Here is a 24,401-nt window from a genome sequence, read left to right as displayed (position 1 = left end):
ACAAACATTAAATTAAAAGTGATATTATTCAAAGTTTCTCTCCCTTCTCAATCTAATGCTTAAGATTAAAACACAGTTGATTAAATACTTTTAACACAATACAAGAATGTCGCATAGTTGATATTAGGATAAAAAATCATCTGTATTTGTTATAAACTCATTTCCACTCTACGGTTATCTTTTTGCATTACCTAATCCACCTTATTTTGTCACTTTCCTGAATAAATAAGATTACAGAATAAAGCGGCTATGTATTTATTTTCAGTTAACTTTAAAGCTACACTAACTCACATTCAGCAAAAAAGAAAGCTATTTCCCTACGAGTATTTTCTGGACTATCTGAACCATGAACCCTGTTTTCACTAATATTATCAGCAAAATCACCTCTGATTGTACCTTTATCTGCACGTTTTGGATCTGTAGCTCCCATGATTTGCCTATATTTACTTACTGCGTTTTCACCTACTAAAACCTGAACTATTACAGGATCAGAAGTCATAAATTCCACTAACTCCTCAAAAAAAGGTCTATCTTTATGAATTTCATAGAGCAGCTCTGCCTGTCTTCTTGTCAACAACATCATTTTTTGTGCTATAATTTTCAGCCCAGATTTTTCGATATAGGAATTTATATTACCTGTAATGTTATTTCTTACTGCATCAGGTTTTAATATCGAGAGCGTTCTTTCAATTGCCATATTACTTCCTTGTATAGGATATTATATTTATAGATTTATTTTATTACAAATTTTTTATTTTATCAAGTTAGTTTTTTATTTATAGTTAAAAATAAGCTACCAAAGATAGTATTTATTATATGGGTAAATGCCGTTATATCAACAAACAAGACGAGTCCACTTATAAACAACCAGTTAAAACTGGACTTACTACTAAAGAATTAGTTAATAACTTAAAGTTACCGATTTTTTATGCTACAAAAGGATTTTTAACTTTCAGCTTGGCTTTTTTAAGTTATTTGGAGTATGGCTCACATCACAATACAAAATTACAAAAAGATGCTGCTTTCATAATAAAAAAAACATTATTCCATCTCTTGAAATGACAACCATAGTACCGCTTATTTGTTTTGCACCGCCAGCTATGATAGACAATATAAACACTATAAAGTGTGCACTTATATGTGCTATGTTGATGACAGGAGCATGCTTTTTTGTAAAAAGCTTTCATGTACGTGAGTGGTTATTAGAGAAAATTACTGATTACAGTAAAGAAATAATAGACGCAGAATTTAAGAAAGGTACTATAAGGTTTCCAATTTTTAATCAAAGTAGAAAATACAAAGTTACATTATGTTATTTTTAGCTACTGTTAAACTTCTTGAAGCAAAATCAAGTTTTTGCGTTGATTTGAGTTTCGGTGAAAGTTCTTTTGCATCTACAGGAAGTAATCTACAGAGGTCTGGTCACTTATTGTATGCTAGTATGAGAAATTTAGTACCTATATCTAGGCTTAATGAACTCATAGCTAAACGTATAGGCATCTCAAAAGCAACTTGTTGTAATACATAAGTGAAAAAGGCAATTATCTTATTTAATCTTGGCGGACCTGATTCACTCAGTGCGGTCCGTCCTTTTTTGTTTAATCTCTTTTATGATAGAAGAATAATAAATCTACCAAATCCTTTTCGATTTCTTTTAGCAAAGTTTATATCTGCAAAACGAGAAAATACTGCACAAAAAATATATAAGCAAATTGGAGGCAGATCACCAATCTTGGAGAATACAAGAATGCAAGCTAAAGCGCTTGAGCAGGAGCTTAACAAAGCTGTATTTTGTCATCCAAGTAGCACGATACTAGAATCTAGAAAAAAGCACCTGATTTCATCATCATGTGATGAAATGACACCAAAGCTTGCCAAAGTATTCATCTGTGTGCGTTATTGGCACCCATTTGCTGATGAAGTTGTTAAAAGTGTAAAGCAGTTTAATCCTGATGAAGTAATTCTACTGCCTCTATATCCTCAATATTCAACTACTACAACTTTGTCATCCATCGAAAATTGGCAAAAAAGTGCTAAAAAACATGGTTTAAAATGTAGTACAAAAACAATCTACCATTATTACGATAATCAAGACTTTATTGAAGCTCATACCCGCTTGGTAGCCAAGTATTACAAGTTAGCTAGCAGAATTGATAAGCCAAGAATTCTATTCTCGGCCCATAGTTTACCTCTGAGTGTTATTAAAAAAGGCGACCCTTATGCTTTACAAATAGAAGAAACAGTAAAATTAATAGTAAAAAGATTAAATATTAAAGACCTTGATTGGGCGATATGTTACCAGAGCAAAATTGGACCTGTAAAATGGCTGGAGCCTAGCATAGAAAGTGAACTATTGCGTGCAAAAGCTGATAGTGTACCTGTGGTTTTATCGCCTATATCTTTTGTTTCTGAGCATTCAGAAACGCTTGTTGAACTTGATACGGAACATAAAGCAATAATTAAAAGCGGATATTATTTTCGCGTACCAACTCTCAGTACTGATTCCTTATTTATTAAATGTTTGGCTGATTTATGTAAAAGCCGTTATTAAAGTCCTGATTCACAGCACTTTCTTTTTGAGATTTTTGTGATAGAATAACAAAAAACTGTTATTTCATTAGCTATTATGCTAAATGAGCTAAAAAAGAAACCAAACACGTTTGCACAAAAGGTACATGATGCTTACAATCATGATATCAAAAAGGTAATTTGTATCACAACAGGTTTAACAGCCTTGTTATGTAAGGTTTCACTACAATTTTGTTGCGAATTTATTGATAATAATAGGTCAAACATCCTCCTTATACGTGAGATTGCTCAATGGGTAAAATTTCCAACATTCATTCTATTGATTGTTCATTCTACACTTACTTTACGCGATCTAATCAAGGATTACAGGAATCATAATAGTAAAAAAGAACTATTAAAAATAGTAGGCAAATTAGCTAGTCTTTCAAGTAACGCCATAGAAGTGTTAATAATGTTACAAGTTCTCCATTTCTTAACTAAAGGTAATACGAATGCAATAAGTCGTATTCAATTAATATCAACAGCCCTATTCTTATTTACTTCAGAACCAGTAGGCTGCTATTATATATACAAAAAATATCAAGAGGCACATAAAAAATATCAGGATAAAAAAGGTACTAGTGAATTTATTAAATGCAAGAAAGAGCTTACTAAGTGTAAGAAGGATCTTACTATTAATACATTAACTTTATCACTAGGATTATTAAATTTCATATTTAAAAGGGTGGATACTGCAACTACACCGATAAACTTAGGTAATGGTGTAGTTTATAGCTTCAACTTAAGTGTAACAGTTAGTATAATATGCAGCACAGTATTACTATTAGTCTGGCTTGACAAATTGCTTAATCAGCCTATCAATGATAATCTTTCCACTGAACTTGACAGGGATTACCATATTCAGCAAGGTAGCAATTTACCAAACGGCCACTCTATATAAAGGTAAAAAACTAAATATGAAAAGACCTCATCTCTACTGACAATGCTAGCACTGCTAATTTGCCAACCATATTCCAGAGTAGTAGGGTTTTATTTTCTACAATTTGGCTAATGTCATGAAATTCACAATCAGTGGAATTTAAGCTAAAATATATATTTTTTCTACTATTACACCGATATAAATAGCATGTTGGTGTATTTCCTATATAATATATTAGTGGCTCTGCAGGACTGTGTTCGAGTATATCTATGGTTGGTATACCTTCCTGTATAATAACGCTATTGATTTCTACACCTTCCTTTATTTTTTTCATTTTATGACGCTTTTTTTTATTGAGAGTTAATATTTCCTCTCCACTTATTGCTGTTATAATACCCATTCCGTATGTTCCATTGTTTGCTTTAATAAAAACATAAGGTTGAGTTTTTATTTTATATTCCTCATATTTTTTTTGCACTAGAGACAACACTTGATCAACTTTAGCTGCCACTGTTTCCAGCGATAAAGCATCATCAAAATAGACCCCTTTACAGCTCTCTGTAAATACAGAAATAAGCCAGGGATCTATTTTAAATTCGCCGCAAAATTCGGACACCAATTTTTGATAGATTTCAAAGTATCGAAATTTCTGTCTACTGTGCCAACCATATAGTGGACTCGGTACTGTTTCCTGCTTTACGTTTTCTAATACGTCTGGAATATGGCTTGTCATATCCCGATTCAATACAACAACATCGGGCACGAATCCTGAGGTTGTCTTCAATAGAGAGTTATCTTTCACAATAGCTTCATACGGTCCTATTAAATTATAGGCTTCATCATGAAGGAGACCAATTTTAGTTTCGAAACCTGCTAGTCGTAGTATCTTTTCTATAGCAAATACGTTTTCTATATACATTTTATTTCGTGTATAGTTTTCTGGTATCACAAGAGTTTTTTTATATCGTTTTTTTTTAAAGAACCTTTTTACCAGTTTTGCCGCTATTATTTTTGATGCCTCACTTAAATTATTGAACCCTGCAGGGAACAAATTAGCGTCTATTGGAGCAATTTTATAACCGGAGTTTCTAAGGTCGACAGAGCTATAAAATGGCAATGCAAAATCGTCAAATTTTACCTCAAACCAATCATTCATATTTTTTTCCAAACTTGGATGAATTATGTTTTGCATCTACACTTTAAATGTTATAAGGAAAGTACTATATTATACGCTATAGCTAAGCCATATTTAATTAATGGTTACAGTATAATGAAATTACTATTTAAAATTATAAAAAAATGATTCAACATGACAACAGTAGAATGTATGGAACTACTATATTATCAATTAGAAGAGGTAAAAGTGTAGTAGTAATAGGTGATGGACAGGTTTCACTGGGTCACACCATTATAAAATCAGGAGCAAAAAAAGTCAGACGCCTTTCTGATGATTCTGTAATCGCTGGTTTTGCTGGAGCAACAGCTGATGCATTTACTCTTTTTGAAAGATTGGAATCAAAACTTGATAAACACCCAGGACAATTAATGAGAGCGTGTGTTGAACTTGCGAAAGATTGGAGGATGGATAAATATTTAAGAAGGCTAGAAGCTATGATGATAGTTGCAGATGAATCTATTTCATTAGTGATTACAGGAATGGGTGACGTCCTTGAACCTGAAGATGGAATAGCAGCTATTGGTTCAGGAGGGAATTTTGCTCTATCTGCAGCAAGAGCTCTAGTTGAGGTTAAAGGGATGTCAATAGAGGAGGTTGCAAAAAGAGCTATGAAGATAGCAGCTGATATATGTGTTTATACAAATCATAATGTAATTATTGAAAAGGTAGAGGGGTAGTATGTATTCTGAACAAAAATTTTTATGCACTAATTTCTCTAATCAATCCGTGACTCTTTCAGAAGAGCAGACTTATAATAAGGATGCCTATAATGAAAAAAGTAATCCTTGTAAAAATACTAAGAGTAGTTGTGATTCAAATGAAAATGATAGCAGTGCTCAAGTTAACAACAGTACACAAATTTTATTAGATGATCTGCCACCACAAAAAATAGTTAAAGAGCTAAATAGATTCATAATTGGACAGAACGATGCAAAGCGTGCTGTTGCTATTGCGCTCAGAAACCGTTGGCGTCGTAACAAAGTTCCTATTCCTTTACGTGATGAAATCATACCTAAAAATATACTGATGATTGGTCATACGGGAGTCGGTAAAACTGAAATGGCTCGTCGTCTAGCAAAGCTTGCAGGTGCACCATTTATAAAAATTGAAGCAACAAAATTTACTGAGATAGGATATGTTGGGCGTGACGTTGACTCGATAATACGTGATCTAGTTGATGCAGCAATAGTTTTAGTCAAAGAAAAAGCACGCAAAGCTTTGGCTAAAAAAGCTTTAGATCTGGCTGAAAAGATAATAGTTAATTCTATGGTCGGTGAAGATGCAACCGAAGAGAGTAAAGAGATTTTTAGAAAAAGGTTAAAAAATAAGGAATTTGAAGATGGAGAAGTTTCCATTGATGTCAGAGAAAGCAAGAGCATGTTACCGGCTTTTGATATACCAGGTATGCCAGGCGGGCAAGTCGGCATAGTAAATGTAACAGAACTAATAGGTAAAATGTTTAATGGAGGCAAAAAAACAAAAACCATTACGGTTAAAGTAAAAGAAGCCCGTGAAATATTGGTTAATGAAGAAAGTGAAAGGTTAATAGATGAAGATAAGATAATCAAAGAAGCCCTTGATCTTGTTAGCAATGAAGGTATAGTATTTTTAGACGAAATAGATAAGATTGCAGCATGTACAGAGGTAAAAGGTGAAGTCAATAGAGAAGGAGTACAACGTGACTTATTACCACTGCTTGAAGGAACAACCATTTCAACCAAGTATGGTCATGTAAAAACAGATTACATATTATTTATTGCATCTGGTGCTTTTCATCAATCTAAACCATCTGATCTTTTACCAGAATTACAGGGAAGGTTACCAATCAGAGTGGAACTTAAAGCACTTACTCAAGAAGATTTAATAAAAATATTAAAGGAACCAGAATCTAGTTTATTGAAGCAGTATATAGCTCTAATGAAAACAGAGAATGTAACGCTTGAGTTTACTGATGACGGTATCGAAACCATAGCTGAAATAGCATTTACAGTTAATAGGCAAGTGGAAAACATAGGTGCAAGAAGGCTACATACCATCATGGAAAAGCTTTTAGATGAAATAAGCTTTATCTCTTCTGAGAAAAATGGTGAAAAATTTGTTATAGATAGCAAATATGTGAAAGATAGACTAGGATCGATTTCAAAGCAGCTTAATTTATCTAAGTTTATACTTTAATAAAATATACTAATTTATTAGTATTTCCTGTTTAGGAAAAAAGCTGAAGCAAAATTTGCGGGTATATTAATGTAGCGTTATTAATTATATATCAATTCATCAAGATCACTGTAATAACAATAGTAGTCTTCATACGAGAATAATATTGAAAGATAAGAGTACAGGTATTGAAATAAGCAAACTTTTAGATAGTAAGCTTTACGAAAATAATAAGATTATAGGTTTTTCAATGTTAGGTGATGATACTAAAAAAAAGATATAATTGCTATATTACAAAGATAAGAATGATAAAAAAATTATATATTATGAATTAGTTAATTTCTTACATAAATATGAATTCAAGCAGGTACATCAACGAAAAAGAATGTAGCGTTACACTAAGCTCTAACAATAATAGCACTACTAAAATAGTAGGCAATAAACCAAATCATAAAGACTTAAAGAAAAATACAAACGTTAAAAATCAAACTCCATGATAAGGAATTAAGTTTTATTAACAATATAAGAGAACTGGAGCAACAAAGAAAATTTAATAGCCCAAGAATAATCAATAAAGTTAATCACAATCATTACAATAGGATTAGGCGATCTTGCTATAAGATAACGAAAATAGTTTATATTAGTTGTAGCCATTGTTTTGTGTTTTTTACATTAAATCTTAGATCTTTTCTCCAGAAATTTGATATCTGTTACAATAGTTACACTGTTTGTATAGATTCCATGATTGAACCTAATGACACGTTTCTATTTTCCTAATCTATTAATACATTGATCATTTTTAAAGTTAAAGTTTTTTCCGTTTTTACCTATTTCGTTCTTTAAAACTTAATATATCTCTTTTAAATTTTTCTCGCATTTTTCTTTTATGTTACTACTTTACAATAGAGCTTTAACTTGATGCATCATATCTGAGGGCTGGATCTATTTACTTTCATATGTAAAGAATTAGCTTTTTAGTATTTCTTGAAGAGCTTTACATACTAGAGACATTGAATTCAAAAAAACCATCACAGCTATTAGCACACATATAACACCTATACCATTTTATCTATTCATTTTTTAAATATTTATTTGTTAGGGTTACTTATATCGCAAGATCCATTTATAGAATCCAAAATTCTAAGCTTTTGTCATTTTAAAATTTTCTACTAAGCTCTCAACTCTCCATTTAGTTTTATGCTCTTTTACTTTTATAAGTATAAATGACTTCCTCTACTCGATTAGGCTTAGCAAGCTTCTATTGCAAATTATTTTGCTACTCTACAGAGCTTTAATTTGATCGTCAAGACTAGTAGCCTGCTTAGCCTCTTTTTGAGTTTACTTAGGTTTACTCTTTATCTGAGATGATCTTTTCTCAGTGTAACAAAATCTCTTAGTGTTAGCATTCCAGAAACGCTAACTTTTTTAATTTTTCCTGAATAAGTGATTTTTCACTAATCACCAATCTTGATTAATGGTGATCTTTTGCTATTAAGTTAGCCAGTATGTTTAACCAGATAACACTTTATTTTGATGCTACAAGCATTTCGCTGTCATTTATTATACTAGAGCTTAACAATATTCCGCTATCATTTGATACTAACTCTACACCTGAATTAAGGTTAATGGTTAACAAAAAGTGAGTTCTATCTTTCTCAGAGATTTGATTATTTTTCTTTAATCCTAAATCTTACTTTTATTAACGTTGCTCTACCGATTACTTTGAAACAGAGTTAAGAATAATCAAGCTGCCAGTATCTAATTTACTGAATTTACGCCTTGCTTTTATAGTTCAGCTAGATGACTTGATCCTTTTAGCTCTCTTTTTTATCCATTTTAAGCTTTCAATTTGCTAGCATACAACTTAATTTAAAATGTTAACTATTAACTATGTATTAATATTGTTCTAAATAAAAATCTCTTGTAATGATCAAAAGCAGAAAACAAAGACTTGATTTTTACATCCAAATAATAGAGTATCAAGGACACATGTGAATACTCAGAGTGCAAGAAAAAACTTTCACAATTATTGATGGTTACGGCTTTCTTTTCAGAGCTTATTACGTTTTACATCATTTAACTACCACAACCGGTACCCCAATAGGGGCTGTGTATGGTTTTCTTAATATGATTCTTAAATATATTACATATTCAGATTACTTAACTATAGCATTTGACTCTGGCAAGAAAAATTTCAGGCACGATTCATATCCTGAGTATAAAGCGAACAGAATAACACCCCCTAAGGATTTAACTCTACAGTTTGCAATACTGAGAGAGGCAGTAGAAGCTTTTAACCTTAGCTACGAAGAAATTGAAGGCTATGAAGCAGATGACATAATTGCAACACTAGCTATAAAATATGCCAACCGCCAAGACTTTAAAGTAGTAGTAGTCTCACCAGATAAAGACTTATTTCAGCTGTTGAATTACAACATACTAATATTTGATCCTATTAAAAATATATACATAAATGAAAAACAAGTAATAGAAAAATTTGGCGTAAATTCAAACAGACTTCTTGATTTATTTTCTCTAACTGGAGATGCATCTGATAACATTCCTGGCATTCCAGGAATAGGTCCAAAAACTGCAGTTAAACTTCTGGATGAATTTGATTCGTTAGATAATATTATGGCAAATATTAGTTACATCAAGCAAGTAAGGATTCGTGATATTTTCACTGAACATAAGGAAAAAGCATTCATTTCAAGAAAGCTTCTATCACTATGTGAAAAAGTGAATCTTCACTGTGATATTGCAAAGCATAAGGTCTACCCTCCAAATATGAAGAAATTATTATTTTTTTTAAAGAAATATGAATTTAATTCATTGATAGGCAAAGTAGAAAAGCTTTTTCCTTATAGTAAACCTAGCATTAAAAGGAAAATAGAATATAGAAACAAAGAATTAGAAAAATTTTTGGAGCATTGCAGATATGAGGGTAAAATTGCAATCTATTGCCATTTTGAAAATAACGTGTTAAGTAAAGTTTCCTTATCTTGCAGTGAAAACAGTATTTTTTACATAAATCAAAACTGCCTGCAAGATTCGCTCATTATAGTGAACTCAAATTTACTTGCAAATGGGATGTTGAAAATAATACACAATATTAGAAAGATCAAAAAAATATTTCCTGCAATAGAGAAAGCATTATGCTCAGTTGATGATTTGATGACGATATCGTATAGTCTTGACACAGGAAAGCACGATCACAGCATTCCAAGTATAGTTGCACATAGTTTAAGTGAAGATATAGAGGCTTTCTCAGCAAAAGCTTTAATAACGATCCATAAAAAGTTAACGCAAAGACTATTTCAAGAAAAGCTTTTTACAATCTACGAACGCTTCGATAAGCCACTTGTGAAAGTGATACTCAACATGGAAAAAAATGGAATATTGCTAGATACTCAAAAGCTACAGGAGCTATCCGGTAAATTTCAACAATCACTAACTGTGCTTGAGAGTAACATATATAACTTAGCAGGAGAAAAATTTAATATTGCTTCGCCAAAACAATTAAGTGACATTTTGTTTGATAAGATGGGGCTTAGTAAAAAGAAAAAATTAAAGTCTGGATCATATAGCACAAGCTCTGAAGTATTAGAAGAACTTGAAATAGAAGGAGTTAAAATTGCAAGTAAGATCTTAGGTTGGCGACATTTAAGTAAACTAAAGGGTACATACACTGACGCACTAGTAAAGCGGGTAGATCCCCTTGATGGTAGAGTACATACAATTTTCTCAACAACTGCAACAGGTAGGCTCAGCTCCAGTAATCCTAATTTGCAGAATATTCCTATCAGGAGCAAAGAGGGAAATCTCATCAGGCAAGCATTTATTGCTCCAAAAGGATGTAAGATAATTTCTGCTGATTATTCACAAATAGAATTAAGACTCTTGGCACATATTGCAAATATTACAGCATTTAAAGAAGCTTTTGTGAATAAACAAGATATTCACAATATCACTGCAAGACAGGTTTTTAGAGTGCAAGAAGGTGCAAATGTGGATAAGCAGCTAAGACAAAAAGCAAAATCTGTTAATTTTGGAATTATATATGGCATTAGCCCATTTGGCCTTGCGAGAAGGTTTAAAATTACCGTTCGAGAAGCTGCTGAATATATTGACTATTACTTCTCCTGTTATCCAGAGATAAAGATCTATATGGAAGAAAAGGTATCTGCTGCAAGGCAGCACGGCTATGTAGAAACCTTATTCGGTAGAAGATGCTTTCTAAAAGACATAAACAACACAATCCCTTATCTAAGGCAATTTGCAGAAAGGGCAGCAATAAACGCACCCGTGCAAGGAACTGCTGCTGACATAATAAAACTTGCAATGGTTCAACTTCATGATCAGTTAAAGTCAGGTAAAATAATTCTCCAAGTTCATGACGAGCTACTGGTTGAGGTGGAGAACAGTAAAGTACAAGAAACAGCAAAACTTATGAAAAACGTGATGGAAAATGCAGTAAAAATTTCTGTACCGCTTGAAGTGGAGATAAAAATTAGCGACAACTGGGGCTCAAATTCTCTTAATTATGACTTAAACGCTGTAAATTCTAAAAATAAACCATTTGAATTAATATGAAAGATACATTATAATTAAAGTATAGGCAAATGCAAATAGGTCAGTCATGATACCTCTGCAAACGAAGGATTTAAATCTTTCAAAGTCATCTACTCAGATAATAAAAGGTGAAGTAATTTTCGAAGAGAAACATAGAGTGATCTATGATACCTTTATAGAGTCGCTAAAAAATAAAGTACAATCTGAAGAGTTAAAGGAAGATGACAAGGCAACACTTACTTTTATGCTAGATCAAAATCAGGCTATATTTAAAAATGTCGGACCAAAAGATATAAAACAACTTAGTGAAGAGAATTTCCTTCAATTTTTACTTTCTGTACTTGAGAAAATCAGGAAAAAAAATTTAGCGAATAAAAAAAATTCAAATAAGGATAAAATAGGAAAAGTAGTTAATGAGTGCATATCTGATATATGCAACACAGAAGCTAAAGACTCTCTTATAAAGTTTGCTGGACGATTATTTGGAGTTAAGATAGATCCTAAGAACTTCTTTAGTTCTTTTAAGAATGGATTGCTATTTTCCGACAAAGGTAAAAAAGAAGATGATAAACTACCATTTAGCGATGAAGAAATGGTAATAACGTTCTTACGTAAACTTTTATTTCCTATTATTCTTTTTTCTTTTTCAGTACTAATATTTGGCACTGGCCCAATCACATCAACAATCAATGGTATTCTTCTTATATTGCCCATATCAGGTGCAATAAAGAGCCTTTTTTTTAATGACAAAAAAGGTACCTTATATAATCCTCATTCGTCAAGTAAGAAAAAGTGGAGTAATGAAATTAGTGGGGGCATTAGTAAAATTTTAGAAACCCAAATTGAGAAAAGTAAACAATCTGCTCAAGCAAGAGAAAATAGTAAGCCGTCTACTGTACCTAAGCAAGTTAAGGCAAACCAAAATCAGCCCTTCCAAGAAAAAGAAAATAAACGGCGAAAAGTAACAGAAAGTCAGCATGGCTTATAACTCAGTTCCGCCTACTGTGATTGAGTTAACCTTAAGTGTCGGTTGACCAACTCCAATGGGTATACTTTGCCCATCTTTTAAGCATGTACCAACACCTGGATCTAATCTTAAATCGTTACCAACCATAGATACTTTTTTCAACACTGTTGGACCATCACCAATCAATGTCGCCCCTTTGATTGGCTGTATAACTTTACCATTTTCTATCAAATAAGCCTCTGAGGATGAAAAAACAAATTTTCCTGACGTTATATCAACTTGCCCACCACTGAAGTTCACTGCATATATACCCCTTTTTACGCTAGATATTATCTCTTCTGGTGTATACTTCCCTGGCAACATATAAGTGTTTGTCATGCGTGGCATAGTAATTTCCTTATAGCTTTCCCTTCTACCATTACCAGTTGAATTCATACCCATAAGTTTAGCGTTCATATGATCTTGCATATATCCTTTAAGAATTCCATCTTCTATCAATACATTGCAACAAGGTGTAGTACCTTCATCATCTATTCTAATAGAACCACGTAAATTAGGTAGAGTTCCATCATCAACTACTGTAATACCACCAGCTGCTACTTGCTTACCAATAGAGTTTGAAAATGCTGAAACTCCCTTACGATTAAAGTCACCCTCAAGCCCATGACCCACAGCTTCATGTAATAATATTCCCGGCCAACCTGGACCCAAGACAACTATCATCTCTCCAGCTGGAGTCGGAATTGCCTCAAGGTTTACCAATGCTTGTTCTAATGCTTGATTTGCAACTTTTTTCCACATTTTCTCAGAAATAAATTTACTATAAGAGTCTCTCCCACCATGTCCTGCAAAACCCCTTTCAGTGCGACCATTTTTCTCTACAATAACTAACACATTAAAACACACTAGAGGCCTGATATCACTTAATCTGTGATCATCTTTTATTATTTGCACAACTTGCCATTCTCCACTCAGAGTTATTTTTACTTGTTTCACGAAGGTATTTTTGGACCTTACATATTCGTTAACTTCATCGAGTAGTCTCATTTTTGAGATCAGGTCTATTTCATTTATGGGGTTAATCCTTGGATACAGATTTTTTGTCTCTTTTTTTAAGCTTGTTGAACTTGTTTTATCTAAAGATATTGAACTTCTTACTATGGAAGCAGCATGACTAATTTCTCTTTCACTAATCTCAGAAGAACAGATAAAAGACGTACTACTCTCACAAAAAACCCTTAAACTAAACCCCCTTCTGGTATTCAAATCTATATGTTTCAGTACATTATTATCAAAAATCAAGGACTCTGATTGGCAAAATTCTAAAAATAGCTCACCACAATTACTATTGCTCAAAACACTGTTAACTATTTTATATATATTATTAATATTAACATTATTATGAGCAAAAAATATCTGATCTAAATTTACATTATCTGGCATTACCTTTAAACTAAAAATTGCTTAAGTATATTATTTAATTTTAACATAGTAAACTATAAAAAGCCCGGGTGGCGAAATTGGTAGACGCGCTAGCTTCAGGTGCTAGTAACTTTTAAAGTTATGGAAGTTCAAGTCTTCTCTCGGGCACTCTTAATTTTTATATTGTTTCTTAAACAAATCAACTCCGTAATATACTTACTTGTATCTAAGCTCACAAGTTTTGTTAAGAGGAAAGGCTTACTTACAAAAAAAGCGTTTAACTATTGTACTATCTATTATTTCTTTTATCGAGTATACAGCAAGTATCAGCTTTGATATATCTTTCCTGCCTACAGGTCAGCATTTCAGTATTGTTGACACTACATTAAATACACTTTCATCTGCCTTAAATATATGGTGACTAAAAGATCATTTTTGAAATATTATCTTAATAATTAGCTTAGCGTAGAAAGTACTCTTGTCTTAGATAAAAAAAATTAATAAAAATTTGTTTTGATATCGCATTTAGTATCTAATTTCCTAATAAAAGAAGTCACACCTATACTTGCTAGAACCTTTTATCATCCCTTTCATTTCTACTACTTCTTCCATCTTAGGCCATGTTATTATGACAACCAACATTGGTCGAGCTTATGATTAATGATTAGCAAGTTATAGAAGAAACCAATAGGTAAATTGCTGATGTGCATTAACAAGTTAACTTGTTTAATTTATATAGGAGTACAGTCATTATATTAATGATTTATTAACGTAATTAGTTGATATTATAATAGCTTTTATAAGCTCTTCTACAGAGTTTTCTGAAGAAAATATTAGTTTAATTGAGTCTAACTACACAAATTACATAGTTGAATACAATAGCCTTTCTGATAATTACTTCAACTTTTTTTGAGAAAGATATAAATTATATAGTATCTAAGTTTAATAAGAATAATCAAAAATTCATAGATGATATATATACAGTAATTAAGTATAGTGAAAACAGTTTGATATATAGAACATAGGAGCTGTAGAAAGATGGATAATATTATATCTAAAATCTTTAATAATGAAAAAGTGGATAAAAGTCAGCAACAAATATAGATGTTACATAAGTAGTTGCTATAAGATGAATAAGGCAACTCTAGATGAAAAAGAATTAACCTTTATGCTTAAAACTGAAGATAATTCATAAAAAGTAATGAAAATTAGAAAACTTTAAATCAGTAAGAGTACTAGTACTCCTTACCATTGCTGTAGCTCAAAAATTTTTATTCAGCAATTCGTTTATAGAGGTATTATTTTCACCTATAGTAAAGCAAATGAGAATGAAGTCTATTTTATTAACGAGGCCTTTATTAGATTCACTAAACACAAGAAATGCACTGAAAAAACATGGATATAAAGTATATATAGAACCAGTATTCACAATAAAGCATTTACAGCCTGACATATCTGCATATAAATTTGACGTAGTAATATCCACAAGCAAGAACAGTGTAAAGGCATTTAGTCAGATATGTAAGATAGGTGATCTTCCAATCATTACTGTTGGCAATTCAACGATGCAAACTGCAAAGGATTTAGGATTTTCTGATATTGTATCAGCAGATAGTAATGTTGATGGGTTGATATCATTCATAAAAAATCACTATTCAATAGCAGTGAAGTTCTTGTACATAAGAGGACAAGAGGTATCATGCGATTTAAAAAAAAGGTTATCTGAAGAAGGTTTTTGTGTAAGAGAAGTTATACTCTACAAAACAATCGTTAAAAAAAGTTTAACTAACAGGTGCAAAAACTTGTTATCGGGTAATAAAATTAATGGTGTTGTTTTTTTTTCTTCACAGACAGCGAGAGTATTTTGTTCTTTAGTTCTAAAAAGTGGTTTATCTCACACAATAAGCAATATAATTGCATATACTATGAGTAAAAATATCGCTGACAGTTTAAAGTCGATCAAATGGAAAAAAATTATAACATCGAGGTTACCTACTAGGGAAAGTTTAATTAATATAATTAATAAGAATTACTGATGTTAAAAATTGCAACTTGGAATGTGAACTCTATACGTAAAAGAATTGACCAAATCTGCAATCTCATAATTGATAATCAAATAGATATAATTTTGCTACAAGAGACAAAATGCACAGAAAAACAGTTTCCTTACGAAGAAATAAAAAAGCTTGGATATAAATGCGCTGTTTATGGGCAAGTTGCGAGAAACGGTGTTTGTGTTTTATCTAAATACCTAATACTAGAGAAATTTAAAATTGACATTGTAGAAGGTTACCAAGAAGCACGTTATATAGAATGTGTAGTAAAGTACGATAATCAAAAGATAAGAGTAGTGAGTATATACGTCCCAAATGGCCAGAGCCCAGATTCTAATGCATTTGCATATAAGCTTAAGTTTTTTGACAATTTATATGAAAAAATAATCAATTTATTGAAAAATGAAGAGCTAACTATTGTAGCTGGTGATTATAATGTTGCACTAGATGGAATTGACGTTTTTGACCCAATTTTATTGAATGGCAAAGTGTGTTTCCATATAAGAGAACGTGAAAAATTGAGAGCAATTTTGAATCTTGGGTTTAAAGACGCATTTAGAATATCTAATCCAGATTTACAGCAGTTTACTTGGTGGCATTACCAAGATAATTCATTCCGAAATAATCAAGGAATGCGAATAGATTATATACTATTATCACCCCAAGCTGCCGATAGGTTAGAAACATGCTACATAGATGACAAATTGCGCAAGTTGAAAAATCCATCTGATCATACGCCAGTTATATGTGTTATAGGGTAAAAAGATCTTTTGAAGAAAGGAACATAATGGCTGTATAATATCATATCAAAAGCTATGATAGCCCTATATTAAACACTTTATACAACAAAGGCAAAAGACAGTTAAAGCAAGGTCCGTAAAATTAATTCTGTGAAGCAGGTGTTGAAGTACATTGAAAATCTAAAGTTTGAAAAAATAGCAGAAATTGCACTAAAAAGCTATATGGTGTATAGTATAATATGTATAGCATACAAGTTTAGAAAAGTTTATTGGCAACTTTAGGATTAATAATTATTAAATATTCAGTACTGTAAAATTGAAGTATATACTTTAATTATGTCGGGAGGCAACATGATAAACAATTTTTCTAATAATAACTCAAGCGATAGTTCAATCTATCTTGGAAAAATTATAGCAGAAAACTTATCTGCAAAAGAAAAAACTAACCAATTCAAAACTGCTGCAGAAGAAATTGAGAAGCGTGTTGCTACTAAACGCATTGAATTGCAAAATCAGGCATTGAGTCATGTTGACAGCCTGCTATCCAAAAAACTAAATCTTGAAAAAGACTCTAATAGTGATAGAGTATCTGGTTCAAAGGTACATTCTAATGAGGAAGATAACTATTTTATAATCGGTATAAATACTTTACTGGAGAAACTTTTTAGATTTTTTAACTTCACAGACAGCGAGCTTGGAGTAGATATAGATCCACAAATCTACCGTATAATAAAGGAAAAAGAAGAAAAAAACCACGTTGCTACAATTATAAAACTTATTCATGACAAACTTAAGGGATTAATCAAAAAGGTCTTTTCACAAGACTTAAGTTTCAATGAAAGATTGAACAAAGAAATGAAAGAATTACAGAAAAAATTAGGCAGTAGTGAGTTATCTCCAGAAGAGTTTGTAAAAGTGCTCGATCGTTTGGAGTTATTACAAAATTTGAAACTAAAAATTCAAATATTCCTAGTTGGATGGTTAACCTCATCAGTTGCAGAGCTACTTTCAGGTGGAATTATATCTCCAACAGAAACAACCGAAAAAGAAGATAAAAAAACGGAAGAAACATTGCCAAAAGAAGAAGTAACTAAAAAAGCTTACGAAAAGGTAGAAATTAAAGTTGATGGAAGAAAAAAGCTCCAATTCACACATGGTATTATTTCAGTGTCAAGCACTGGAATATGGTTGAAAAAGCCAATCCTTCTGACCAAAGAAGAACAAAAATTTTTACCAAAATCTTTAAAGATTACGAAGCCCACTACATACAAGGATGATATGAATAAGAATAAATCCAAGGTACTAAAACATGACAAGCAAAAAACAAAACAGGTAGAAAAAAAAGAAGAACTGAAGTTAGCTATGTGTTCATCAAAACTTATAGAGGAAAAATTTGTGGCTGGTGGAATAGCGTTTGATTCTAAAAGCCAAGGAATATCTACTGGTTACAACATAAATTTCGATGAAGATATTATTGAAACAAGGGCTACATCTATCAATAAATACAGTACTGCTAGTAGTATTAGTAGCAAAGAATCTGAGTTTACTAGTAGGTACGAAATGAATGACCTTGCTGATGAGCTTAAAGAAAAAGTTGCTGAGAGGAGTTCACAAAGAGAAAAGTCTACTGCTGTTAATAATTACCAACCAACAGGTGAATTTAGAGGTGTAAAAGTCAATAATTATGTACCCTTAATAAAGGCACTAGAAGAAGCATCATCGAAAAGTAGATAACATAAAGAGTAGGGCTTAATAGCAAATTAGATTTTGTGATTATAGGATTTATGTTTTAATAAGGTATTTTAATGAAATTGTCAAAAAACTAGATTCTAGTATTGATTACTTTAGTAATAAAGAAAAGTACCATTTTAGTACATGACGCTAGAGTTTAGAAGTACAAAAAAAAAGAACAAAGTTTTTTAAAAGGAAAATATAAAAAAGTGTTTACACTCAAATTTATTTCTAGCATACTAGTTACCTAATGTTCTTACTAGGGGCAACATGCATGGCAATAATGGTGAAAAAGATAATTGGGGACCTCAACCTGATGGTACATGGATTCCAAGCGATAAGTATGAAAAAGTTGATATTAACAAATATAGGTTAGAAAAACGAAAATGCGAAAGTGACAAACCTAACACACAACTAGGTAGTAGCACTTCTACTAGTGCCAGTGGTAGTAAAAGTAAGAATAGTAATGTTATTTCATAACAATTTTAATAAGAGGAATTATGGGTAATTCTATAAAAGAGCTGGTTAATGTGTTTAACTTAAACAATTATTTTTGTGATAGGATTAATACTAATTTAACTGTAGAAGGCAAAAAAATTGTTGGTTCATTTGCTCATGGCACTAATGTGGCAGAATACCTACATAGAATAGGAAAGGAGATAATAAAACAGCAATATCTTGACAGAGAGGTAGTGGCAGGTAGATATTATAACTTAAACTGTTTTCCATTTGTTTTAAGTGCCAATACTAATAAAAAATATTTAGATGAAAACGTTATAGCAGTGGAACTTGCAGATTCCACAAATAAAGAAGTAATACGCAATTTAAAGATACATTTAGTTAATGAACTTGATAGAGCTGTGACATTGAAATTGATTGCACGCTTAGTGGTAAAAACAGGGATAACAGAAGAAGAAGGCCATGAATGGGTAAGAGGTACCGTTAAAATAGGAGCATTTTATGGACCTAACCCTTTGAAAAAGCATTATCTATATTGTATAGCTTTTGACGGCGAATACTTTGAAAGGGAAGGATATGATTCAGAAACTCTTGAATTGTTTAAAAAGATGTATATTCAAGAACTTAACTTAAGGTTAAGAGAATGCAGTCTCGAAAGTTTTGACTTTTATCACTATAAAGATGACATGTTATACATTAAAAATGTGAGCGATAAAGTAGTTGAAAATGTAGTAAAATATGTTAAAGGGCGAATAGCACTTAGCTTTAAAACTCCAGGCGAAAAATATTCTAAAATTGAGAATCTCAAAGGTATTCTTGGTGGTTTAATTTCTAAATGGGCAGGGAAATTTATTGATGGTTATGATTATGATATTTTTACGGATGAAAAGGAAAGAGAAGGTGGTAATTATTTTGCCCTTATACCTTTAATAAAAAGGCATGATGGTCAGCTTGAACCCCTAAATGGTGACGATGTGTATGAAATTAATGCAGCAGTGTGCAAAACCCTCATGAGCGATATTAGAGGCAAGACTACAAGACTAAGTGTTACTAATTGTAAAAGCCCAGTTTACGCTATCTCTAGTAAAAAAATTGCTCAGGTGCTTCCTGAAATTATGCAATCTCCAATTGCATATAATGAAAGAACTGGATATTTTGAATTTACAGCTGATTTTGGATCTCCTAAGTCTGATTTAGAGGTGATTACTACATCTCAATATCATGGTGAGAGTGTTAGCTGTTTAGGTACTCCTGAGGTAGCTGATACACAACTTAGTTCAACATTGAGCCAGAGCAGCGATTATTTTTCTAAATCAGATTCACTACAACCTGCGAGTATTATAGAAAGTTCAAGTAGGCTATTGGACAGTAATTCTCACTATGCACCGGCTACATTGAATCCCAAGAGTAAAAATAATTCAGATAATAGTAGTGCATGGTTTAGTAATGAATCTCATAACAATATAGACAAGAAATATTATACTAATGAGAGCAGCTCAAATCTAGCGTTACCAAAGAAAGTGTCTAATAAACATTTAAGTTCTGACGATAAGGGTGAATCACTAAAGCCATTGTTCAAACAAGCAAGGGTACAACAGCTGCTCAACCAAAGATCAGGACAAGAAGCAGAAAAAGGGAAGCCGTGTTATAATATAAATTCATCTGGGATAAGTGGTAAATCTTTAAGGGAGAGATATTCTGAGTATTCTCTAAGTAATGATATTCCAGCATGCAGGCCTATGCCCCACAGTAATCAAAAAGTACCACTGTTCCCTTCCTCTTCAGCTTCTGATAAAAATAGCGATGAGCGTTCTAAAGCAGGGTATGTAAAGAACAGAGCAAACAGTGAACCTGGAAGTGAATTTTTAAAGAAACATAGAGTTAGTTCGCTCTGTAGCAAAGAAAGAGAATCAAATAGCAGCACTCCATTAGAGTTACAGAAATTCAATACACTAAATACTGATGATAAATCCTTCATAACAAAGATGTTATCTCCCCTTAAGCAAAAAATTCCTAAGATTGCAATTACTGGAGTTCCACGTATATCATTAATGTTATACAGAAAGCATAGTCAAGAATTTAAACCTCAGGAGTTGCTCTCTGTACGCACTCCTCTTAGTGTACTATATAAAGAAATCACAAAATCACCAAAGTCAAAACTTGATCTGCCGCCAGGAAAGATAGATTTACCGAAGGCTAAAAAACATGTGCAGAAGCAAAAAGAGCAAAGTACCTGGAATATTGGTTAAGCCGCACTACTTTTTTTGATTAGCTAATTTATAATTGACTCCATCCAGCTAGAATCGTAGTCAAAATTCTTTGACGTTGGAGGGTATTACTAACTTTGCTTATCCGCTATAGGTATAGTATTGTGTAACGATACTATTGACTGAATCATCGTTCGGCAAGTCTCCAAGAACATCAAAATTTCATATCTGAAAATTATCCAGCTATCACCCGCTACAGTAAAATTCTTTTTACTGACTTTATAATATTAAATCAACTTAAAAAAAGTGAGTAAGCTCGCTACTATAATAGGCGCATAAGCACATATTATCACTACTTATCCTTACCTCGGTGCTAATTGCTGTTTTTCAGATTCTCTTTTCAACAACAAAGATATCATATCTATCTAAGAAAAATAATCCCGAAGACTGGAATTGAAAACGTTCTGATAGGTACTCTTATAGTTATCCCTGACGCATTACAGTATTCATTACAACTTATTCAAAAAATCATACAAGAATTTAATAGTGAATCTCCTGCAATTGAGATTCACTACTATGGTTTAGTCAATGCTCAAAAATTTTCATATAAAGTAAGCAGGCCACGGTCATAATTCCTGTTTTTTAGTGCTATGTATATGGATTGATGTTATGCAGAAAATATAACCAAGAATCTAAATCTCAAAAATTTTCTATATCTACTCCACATTTAGTGCGCTACATGCTAGAGTTGCATAGCCATTGAAATCAAAGCCTTAACCTACCTAGAAAAGTTGAATTTCTCGAAGGTTAAAAACACGCGTACATATTAGTTAAGTTATACCGTTCATTTTTGTTTAGCCAACTTATTATTGTCTACCAGAAGCAGAGCTGAAAACTTTAGGCACTGGCTATATGTAAAAGTCATCCAGTAAACATTACTTGCTATAGCAAAAGAATCCACCATGCTTTACAAGCAGAAAATTTAATAAAATTAAGCAGCTTACTATGCTAGATCTTATGCTAATTGTTAACTACTTGTTTTTACCCTAATTAAAATTGCTATTGTGTCCATCTTGCTACCAAGAGTAAAACTTGCTCTTTATAAACTTGGATACTCTTCAAGATCCACATAAATGCAATTGAGCAAATAAAAACTCGGTCAACTTGCTTTATCCAGGCAGAGTAGACGCTAAAGCAACTAGCATAGCTTTGATTGAATCCATAATGTCCAGCTTTGAGTTCATGTAAGAAATCACTAGAAAAATTTTCATAACGACTCAGCCACTCTTTTTAATATTATACTCACTCAAAAGCAACAAAAGGTTTGTTAATATTAATTAACAAAAGCGTACCTCCAAGTTTAGCATTTATCATCTTAACTTTTTCTTTTTCCTTCATCTACAGCAACTAATCCCTTTTCAAGTAGGCAAATAATGTCGTTCCAGCGATCAATACTAAAATCCAATTTTTATTATGCAACTGCTTCCTACCAAAGGAAAACTATGCATCGTAAAAACAATCACCTCTTTTTTTCTTGTTGAATTCAATTACTAACATTTGATCGAACCAGTTTATAGGACATTTTCTAAACATCTCACTCAAAGCTTAAGCGGAGGAATCATTGTTCTTTGCCCGTAACCAACATTTCCCTCAATTATGTTACAACCTTGCATTCTCTCTAGAAAATAGCACATTTATGCTAGTGGGTCATATTTATTAAACGTATAAGCATTAAATATATCTTGCCTAACTTCATGGCACTTGCCGTTTCAGTATATCTGCTACAACTTTTATATACTAATAATCATTATATTCACATTCCGGCACTTATTTGTCTCAAAAGTATAGCTCAATAAATTTTAGGAAGTTGATTTATTTATGACTCATTACATTTTAGCAAAATAATATAGACCTTAACTTACTTATAAAGCTAAAGTGTTATAGCGGCAAAATGATGACACCACTGTTTTGTAAACTTAGTAAAAAATTTACTTTTTTAACTTTATTAAAGTAAAAAATTGATTACCATTACGATAAACAAGCAGCATTATTGCTTTTTTACTATCTTGTTTTTTTGCTAAATTTACTTGATTTTGAAAACTTTCAACGTTTTCTATATCAGCATCATTTATTTGTGTAATAATATCTCCTCTTTTAAGGTCACGTAATGTAGGATTCTTATAAATATCCACACTAGTAATTACTACACCTTTTATAGATGCATTACCTTCCTTTAATTCCCTTGATAAATTTGAAATAGTTAAGCCAGTTATATAATCAGATGTCGATGCATTTTCTTTTTGATTGATATCTTGGTTATCATTCGTAGATTCTCCAACAATAACCTTGATATTAACTTCTTTACCTTTTCTTAATAATTTAATTTGCACTTTCTTTCCAGGTTCAGTTCTTGAAACTATTTGAGGTAATTGTGCCATTCTATCAACTATTTTACCATCAAACTCTAATAACACATCACCTACTTTAATCCCACCTTTTTCTGCAGGACTATCTTTTACTATACTTGCAACTAATGCGCCTTTTGTATCTTTTAAACCTAAGGACTCTGCAAATTCTACTGTTATACGCTGAACTTGTACACCTAGCCAACCATGTTTCACCTTTTTACCGTTTTTTAACTTATCAATTACCGGTATAGCTAAGTTAGATGGTATAGCAAAGCCTATACCTACATTGCCTCCAGACTCAGACGGAGAATAAATAGCAGTATTAATACCTATAACCTTTCCATTTAAATCAAATAACGGTCCTCCGGAGTTTCCCCTATTGATCGCAGCATCAGTTTGAATAAATTCATTCATGGTACCAATGCTAATGTCCCTAGACCTTGCAGATATAATTCCTGTACTTACAGAACCACCTAAGCCAAATGGGTTACCTATTGCCATAACCATATCACCAACTCTTGCTTCATCAGAATTACCGAGTGTTACAAAAGAGAAGTCCTTATCAGCCTTAATCTTAAGTACAGCAAGATCAGTTTTTGCATCATAGCCTAAAACCTCTGCTTTAAAATAAGTATCATCGTTCATAGTGACCGTGATATGTTGGGCATCTTTAATAACATGGTAATTAGTTACTATAATTCCACTTTTATCTATAATAAACCCAGACCCAAGTAGCACTGCCTCTCTGTTAATGCTAGGACTTTTGTCCATAAAAAACTGATCAAAGTACTCAAAGAATTCTCTAAAACCGTCAAAAAAATCATTTCTTGGCAAGGGAACTCTAGTTCTGTTGCTATTTCCTTGCTTGATAACCTGCTCGCTCGAAATACTTACGAATGCAGGGAGAAGTTCTTCTACCAGGTCAGCAAGCCCTTGATTACAATTATATATAGAAGTATTGATATCTGCAGCTTTTTCTGTGCTCCAGTTAAATACCCTAGCATATAAAGAGAATGAAATTAAAAAACATAAAAATATAGATAAAACCTTACTTCTCATAAA

Annotated in this window: 16 protein-coding genes and 1 tRNA gene; 13 read left to right on the top strand and 4 right to left on the bottom strand. The window is 32.1% G+C overall.

From position 1 onward, the window contains the following. Positions 1–277: 277 nt before the first annotated feature. Positions 278–697 (bottom strand): nucleoside-diphosphate kinase, encoded by a 420-nt coding sequence (ndk, locus tag WOVOC_RS00890; RefSeq protein WP_014869043.1) that lies wholly within the window; start codon positions 695–697, stop codon positions 278–280. Between the two features lie 361 nt (positions 698–1,058). On the opposite strand from ndk, the gene WOVOC_RS04725 reads away from it, so the two are divergent. The 3 genes from WOVOC_RS04725 to WOVOC_RS00875 all read left to right on the top strand — a co-directional run bounded on the left by WOVOC_RS04725 (position 1,059) and on the right by WOVOC_RS00875 (position 3,469). Next, on the top strand, positions 1,059–1,322 hold the full coding sequence (locus WOVOC_RS04725; protein WP_025264024.1) for a hypothetical protein: 264 nt from the start codon (positions 1,059–1,061) through the stop codon (positions 1,320–1,322). 206 nt (positions 1,323–1,528) lie between these two features. Beyond that, positions 1,529–2,551, top strand: a complete 1,023-nt coding sequence (gene hemH, locus WOVOC_RS00880) for a ferrochelatase (RefSeq protein ID WP_025264022.1) — start codon at positions 1,529–1,531, stop codon at positions 2,549–2,551. Positions 2,552–2,626: 75 nt separating this feature from the next. Further along, positions 2,627–3,469 (top strand): hypothetical protein, encoded by an 843-nt coding sequence (locus WOVOC_RS00875; protein ID WP_025264021.1) that lies wholly within the window; start codon positions 2,627–2,629, stop codon positions 3,467–3,469. Positions 3,470–3,479: 10 nt separating this feature from the next. Here the strand turns inward: WOVOC_RS00875 and gshA are convergent, their stop codons facing one another. Further along, a complete protein-coding gene (gene gshA, locus WOVOC_RS00870) occupies positions 3,480–4,640 on the bottom strand; it encodes a glutamate--cysteine ligase (RefSeq protein WP_025264020.1) in 1,161 nt (386 codons plus the stop codon). Between the two features lie 107 nt (positions 4,641–4,747). Here gshA and hslV point away from each other — a divergent pair, with 107 nt between their 5' ends. The 4 genes from hslV to WOVOC_RS00840 all read left to right on the top strand — a co-directional run bounded on the left by hslV (position 4,748) and on the right by WOVOC_RS00840 (position 12,339). Next, positions 4,748–5,302 (top strand): ATP-dependent protease subunit HslV, encoded by a 555-nt coding sequence (gene hslV, locus WOVOC_RS00865; protein ID WP_014869039.1) that lies wholly within the window; start codon positions 4,748–4,750, stop codon positions 5,300–5,302. A gap of 1 nt (position 5,303) precedes the next feature. Beyond that, positions 5,304–6,800, top strand: a complete 1,497-nt coding sequence (hslU, locus tag WOVOC_RS00860; RefSeq protein WP_025264019.1) for an ATP-dependent protease ATPase subunit HslU — start codon at positions 5,304–5,306, stop codon at positions 6,798–6,800. A 1,983-nt stretch (positions 6,801–8,783) separates the two neighbouring features. Then, complete coding sequence (polA, locus tag WOVOC_RS00845; RefSeq protein ID WP_025264018.1) at positions 8,784–11,372, top strand: DNA polymerase I; 2,589 nt, start codon at positions 8,784–8,786, stop codon at positions 11,370–11,372. Positions 11,373–11,418: 46 nt separating this feature from the next. Continuing rightward, complete coding sequence (locus tag WOVOC_RS00840) at positions 11,419–12,339, top strand: hypothetical protein (RefSeq protein WP_025264017.1); 921 nt, start codon at positions 11,419–11,421, stop codon at positions 12,337–12,339. On the opposite strand, the gene tldD is transcribed toward WOVOC_RS00840, so the two are convergent. Beyond that, the gene (gene tldD / locus WOVOC_RS00835) at positions 12,334–13,761 is read right to left on the bottom strand and encodes a metalloprotease TldD (RefSeq protein ID WP_025264016.1); all 1,428 of its coding nucleotides are present in this window, start codon (positions 13,759–13,761) and stop codon (positions 12,334–12,336) included. The two genes, WOVOC_RS00840 and tldD, sit on opposite strands and share 6 nt — an antisense overlap. Positions 13,762–13,823: 62 nt before the next feature. On the opposite strand from tldD, the gene WOVOC_RS00830 reads away from it, so the two are divergent. The 6 genes from WOVOC_RS00830 to WOVOC_RS00800 all read left to right on the top strand — a co-directional run bounded on the left by WOVOC_RS00830 (position 13,824) and on the right by WOVOC_RS00800 (position 20,973). Continuing rightward, positions 13,824–13,908, top strand: a tRNA-Leu gene (locus WOVOC_RS00830). Positions 13,909–15,068: 1,160 nt separating this feature from the next. Beyond that, on the top strand, positions 15,069–15,776 hold the full coding sequence (locus tag WOVOC_RS00825; RefSeq protein WP_025264015.1) for a uroporphyrinogen-III synthase: 708 nt from the start codon (positions 15,069–15,071) through the stop codon (positions 15,774–15,776). Then, positions 15,776–16,555: an exodeoxyribonuclease III gene (locus WOVOC_RS00820; RefSeq protein ID WP_014869033.1), complete on the top strand. Its 780-nt coding sequence runs from the start codon at positions 15,776–15,778 to the stop codon at positions 16,553–16,555. Before WOVOC_RS00825 ends, WOVOC_RS00820 begins: the two co-directional genes overlap by 1 nt. A gap of 330 nt (positions 16,556–16,885) precedes the next feature. Then, the gene (locus tag WOVOC_RS00810; protein WP_155981145.1) at positions 16,886–18,268 is read left to right on the top strand and encodes a hypothetical protein; all 1,383 of its coding nucleotides are present in this window, start codon (positions 16,886–16,888) and stop codon (positions 18,266–18,268) included. Between the two features lie 267 nt (positions 18,269–18,535). Then, positions 18,536–18,745 carry a hypothetical protein gene (locus WOVOC_RS00805; RefSeq protein WP_014869031.1) on the top strand — a complete coding sequence of 70 codons (210 nt, stop codon included), beginning with the start codon at positions 18,536–18,538 and terminating at the stop codon, positions 18,743–18,745. A gap of 20 nt (positions 18,746–18,765) precedes the next feature. Then, the gene (locus WOVOC_RS00800) at positions 18,766–20,973 is read left to right on the top strand and encodes a hypothetical protein (RefSeq protein ID WP_025264013.1); all 2,208 of its coding nucleotides are present in this window, start codon (positions 18,766–18,768) and stop codon (positions 20,971–20,973) included. A 1,946-nt stretch (positions 20,974–22,919) separates the two neighbouring features. Here WOVOC_RS00800 and WOVOC_RS00780 read toward each other — a convergent pair. After that, positions 22,920–24,398: a DegQ family serine endoprotease gene (locus tag WOVOC_RS00780; RefSeq protein ID WP_014869029.1), complete on the bottom strand. Its 1,479-nt coding sequence runs from the start codon at positions 24,396–24,398 to the stop codon at positions 22,920–22,922. Between the last annotated feature and the right edge of the window lie 3 nt (positions 24,399–24,401).

Origin of the sequence: Wolbachia endosymbiont of Onchocerca volvulus str. Cameroon, assembly GCF_000530755.1 — a bacterium.
GTDB lineage: Bacteria > Pseudomonadota > Alphaproteobacteria > Rickettsiales > Anaplasmataceae > Wolbachia.
Note: the sequence above shows the minus strand (reverse complement) of the source record. Positions and strands in the feature narration are given on the sequence as shown.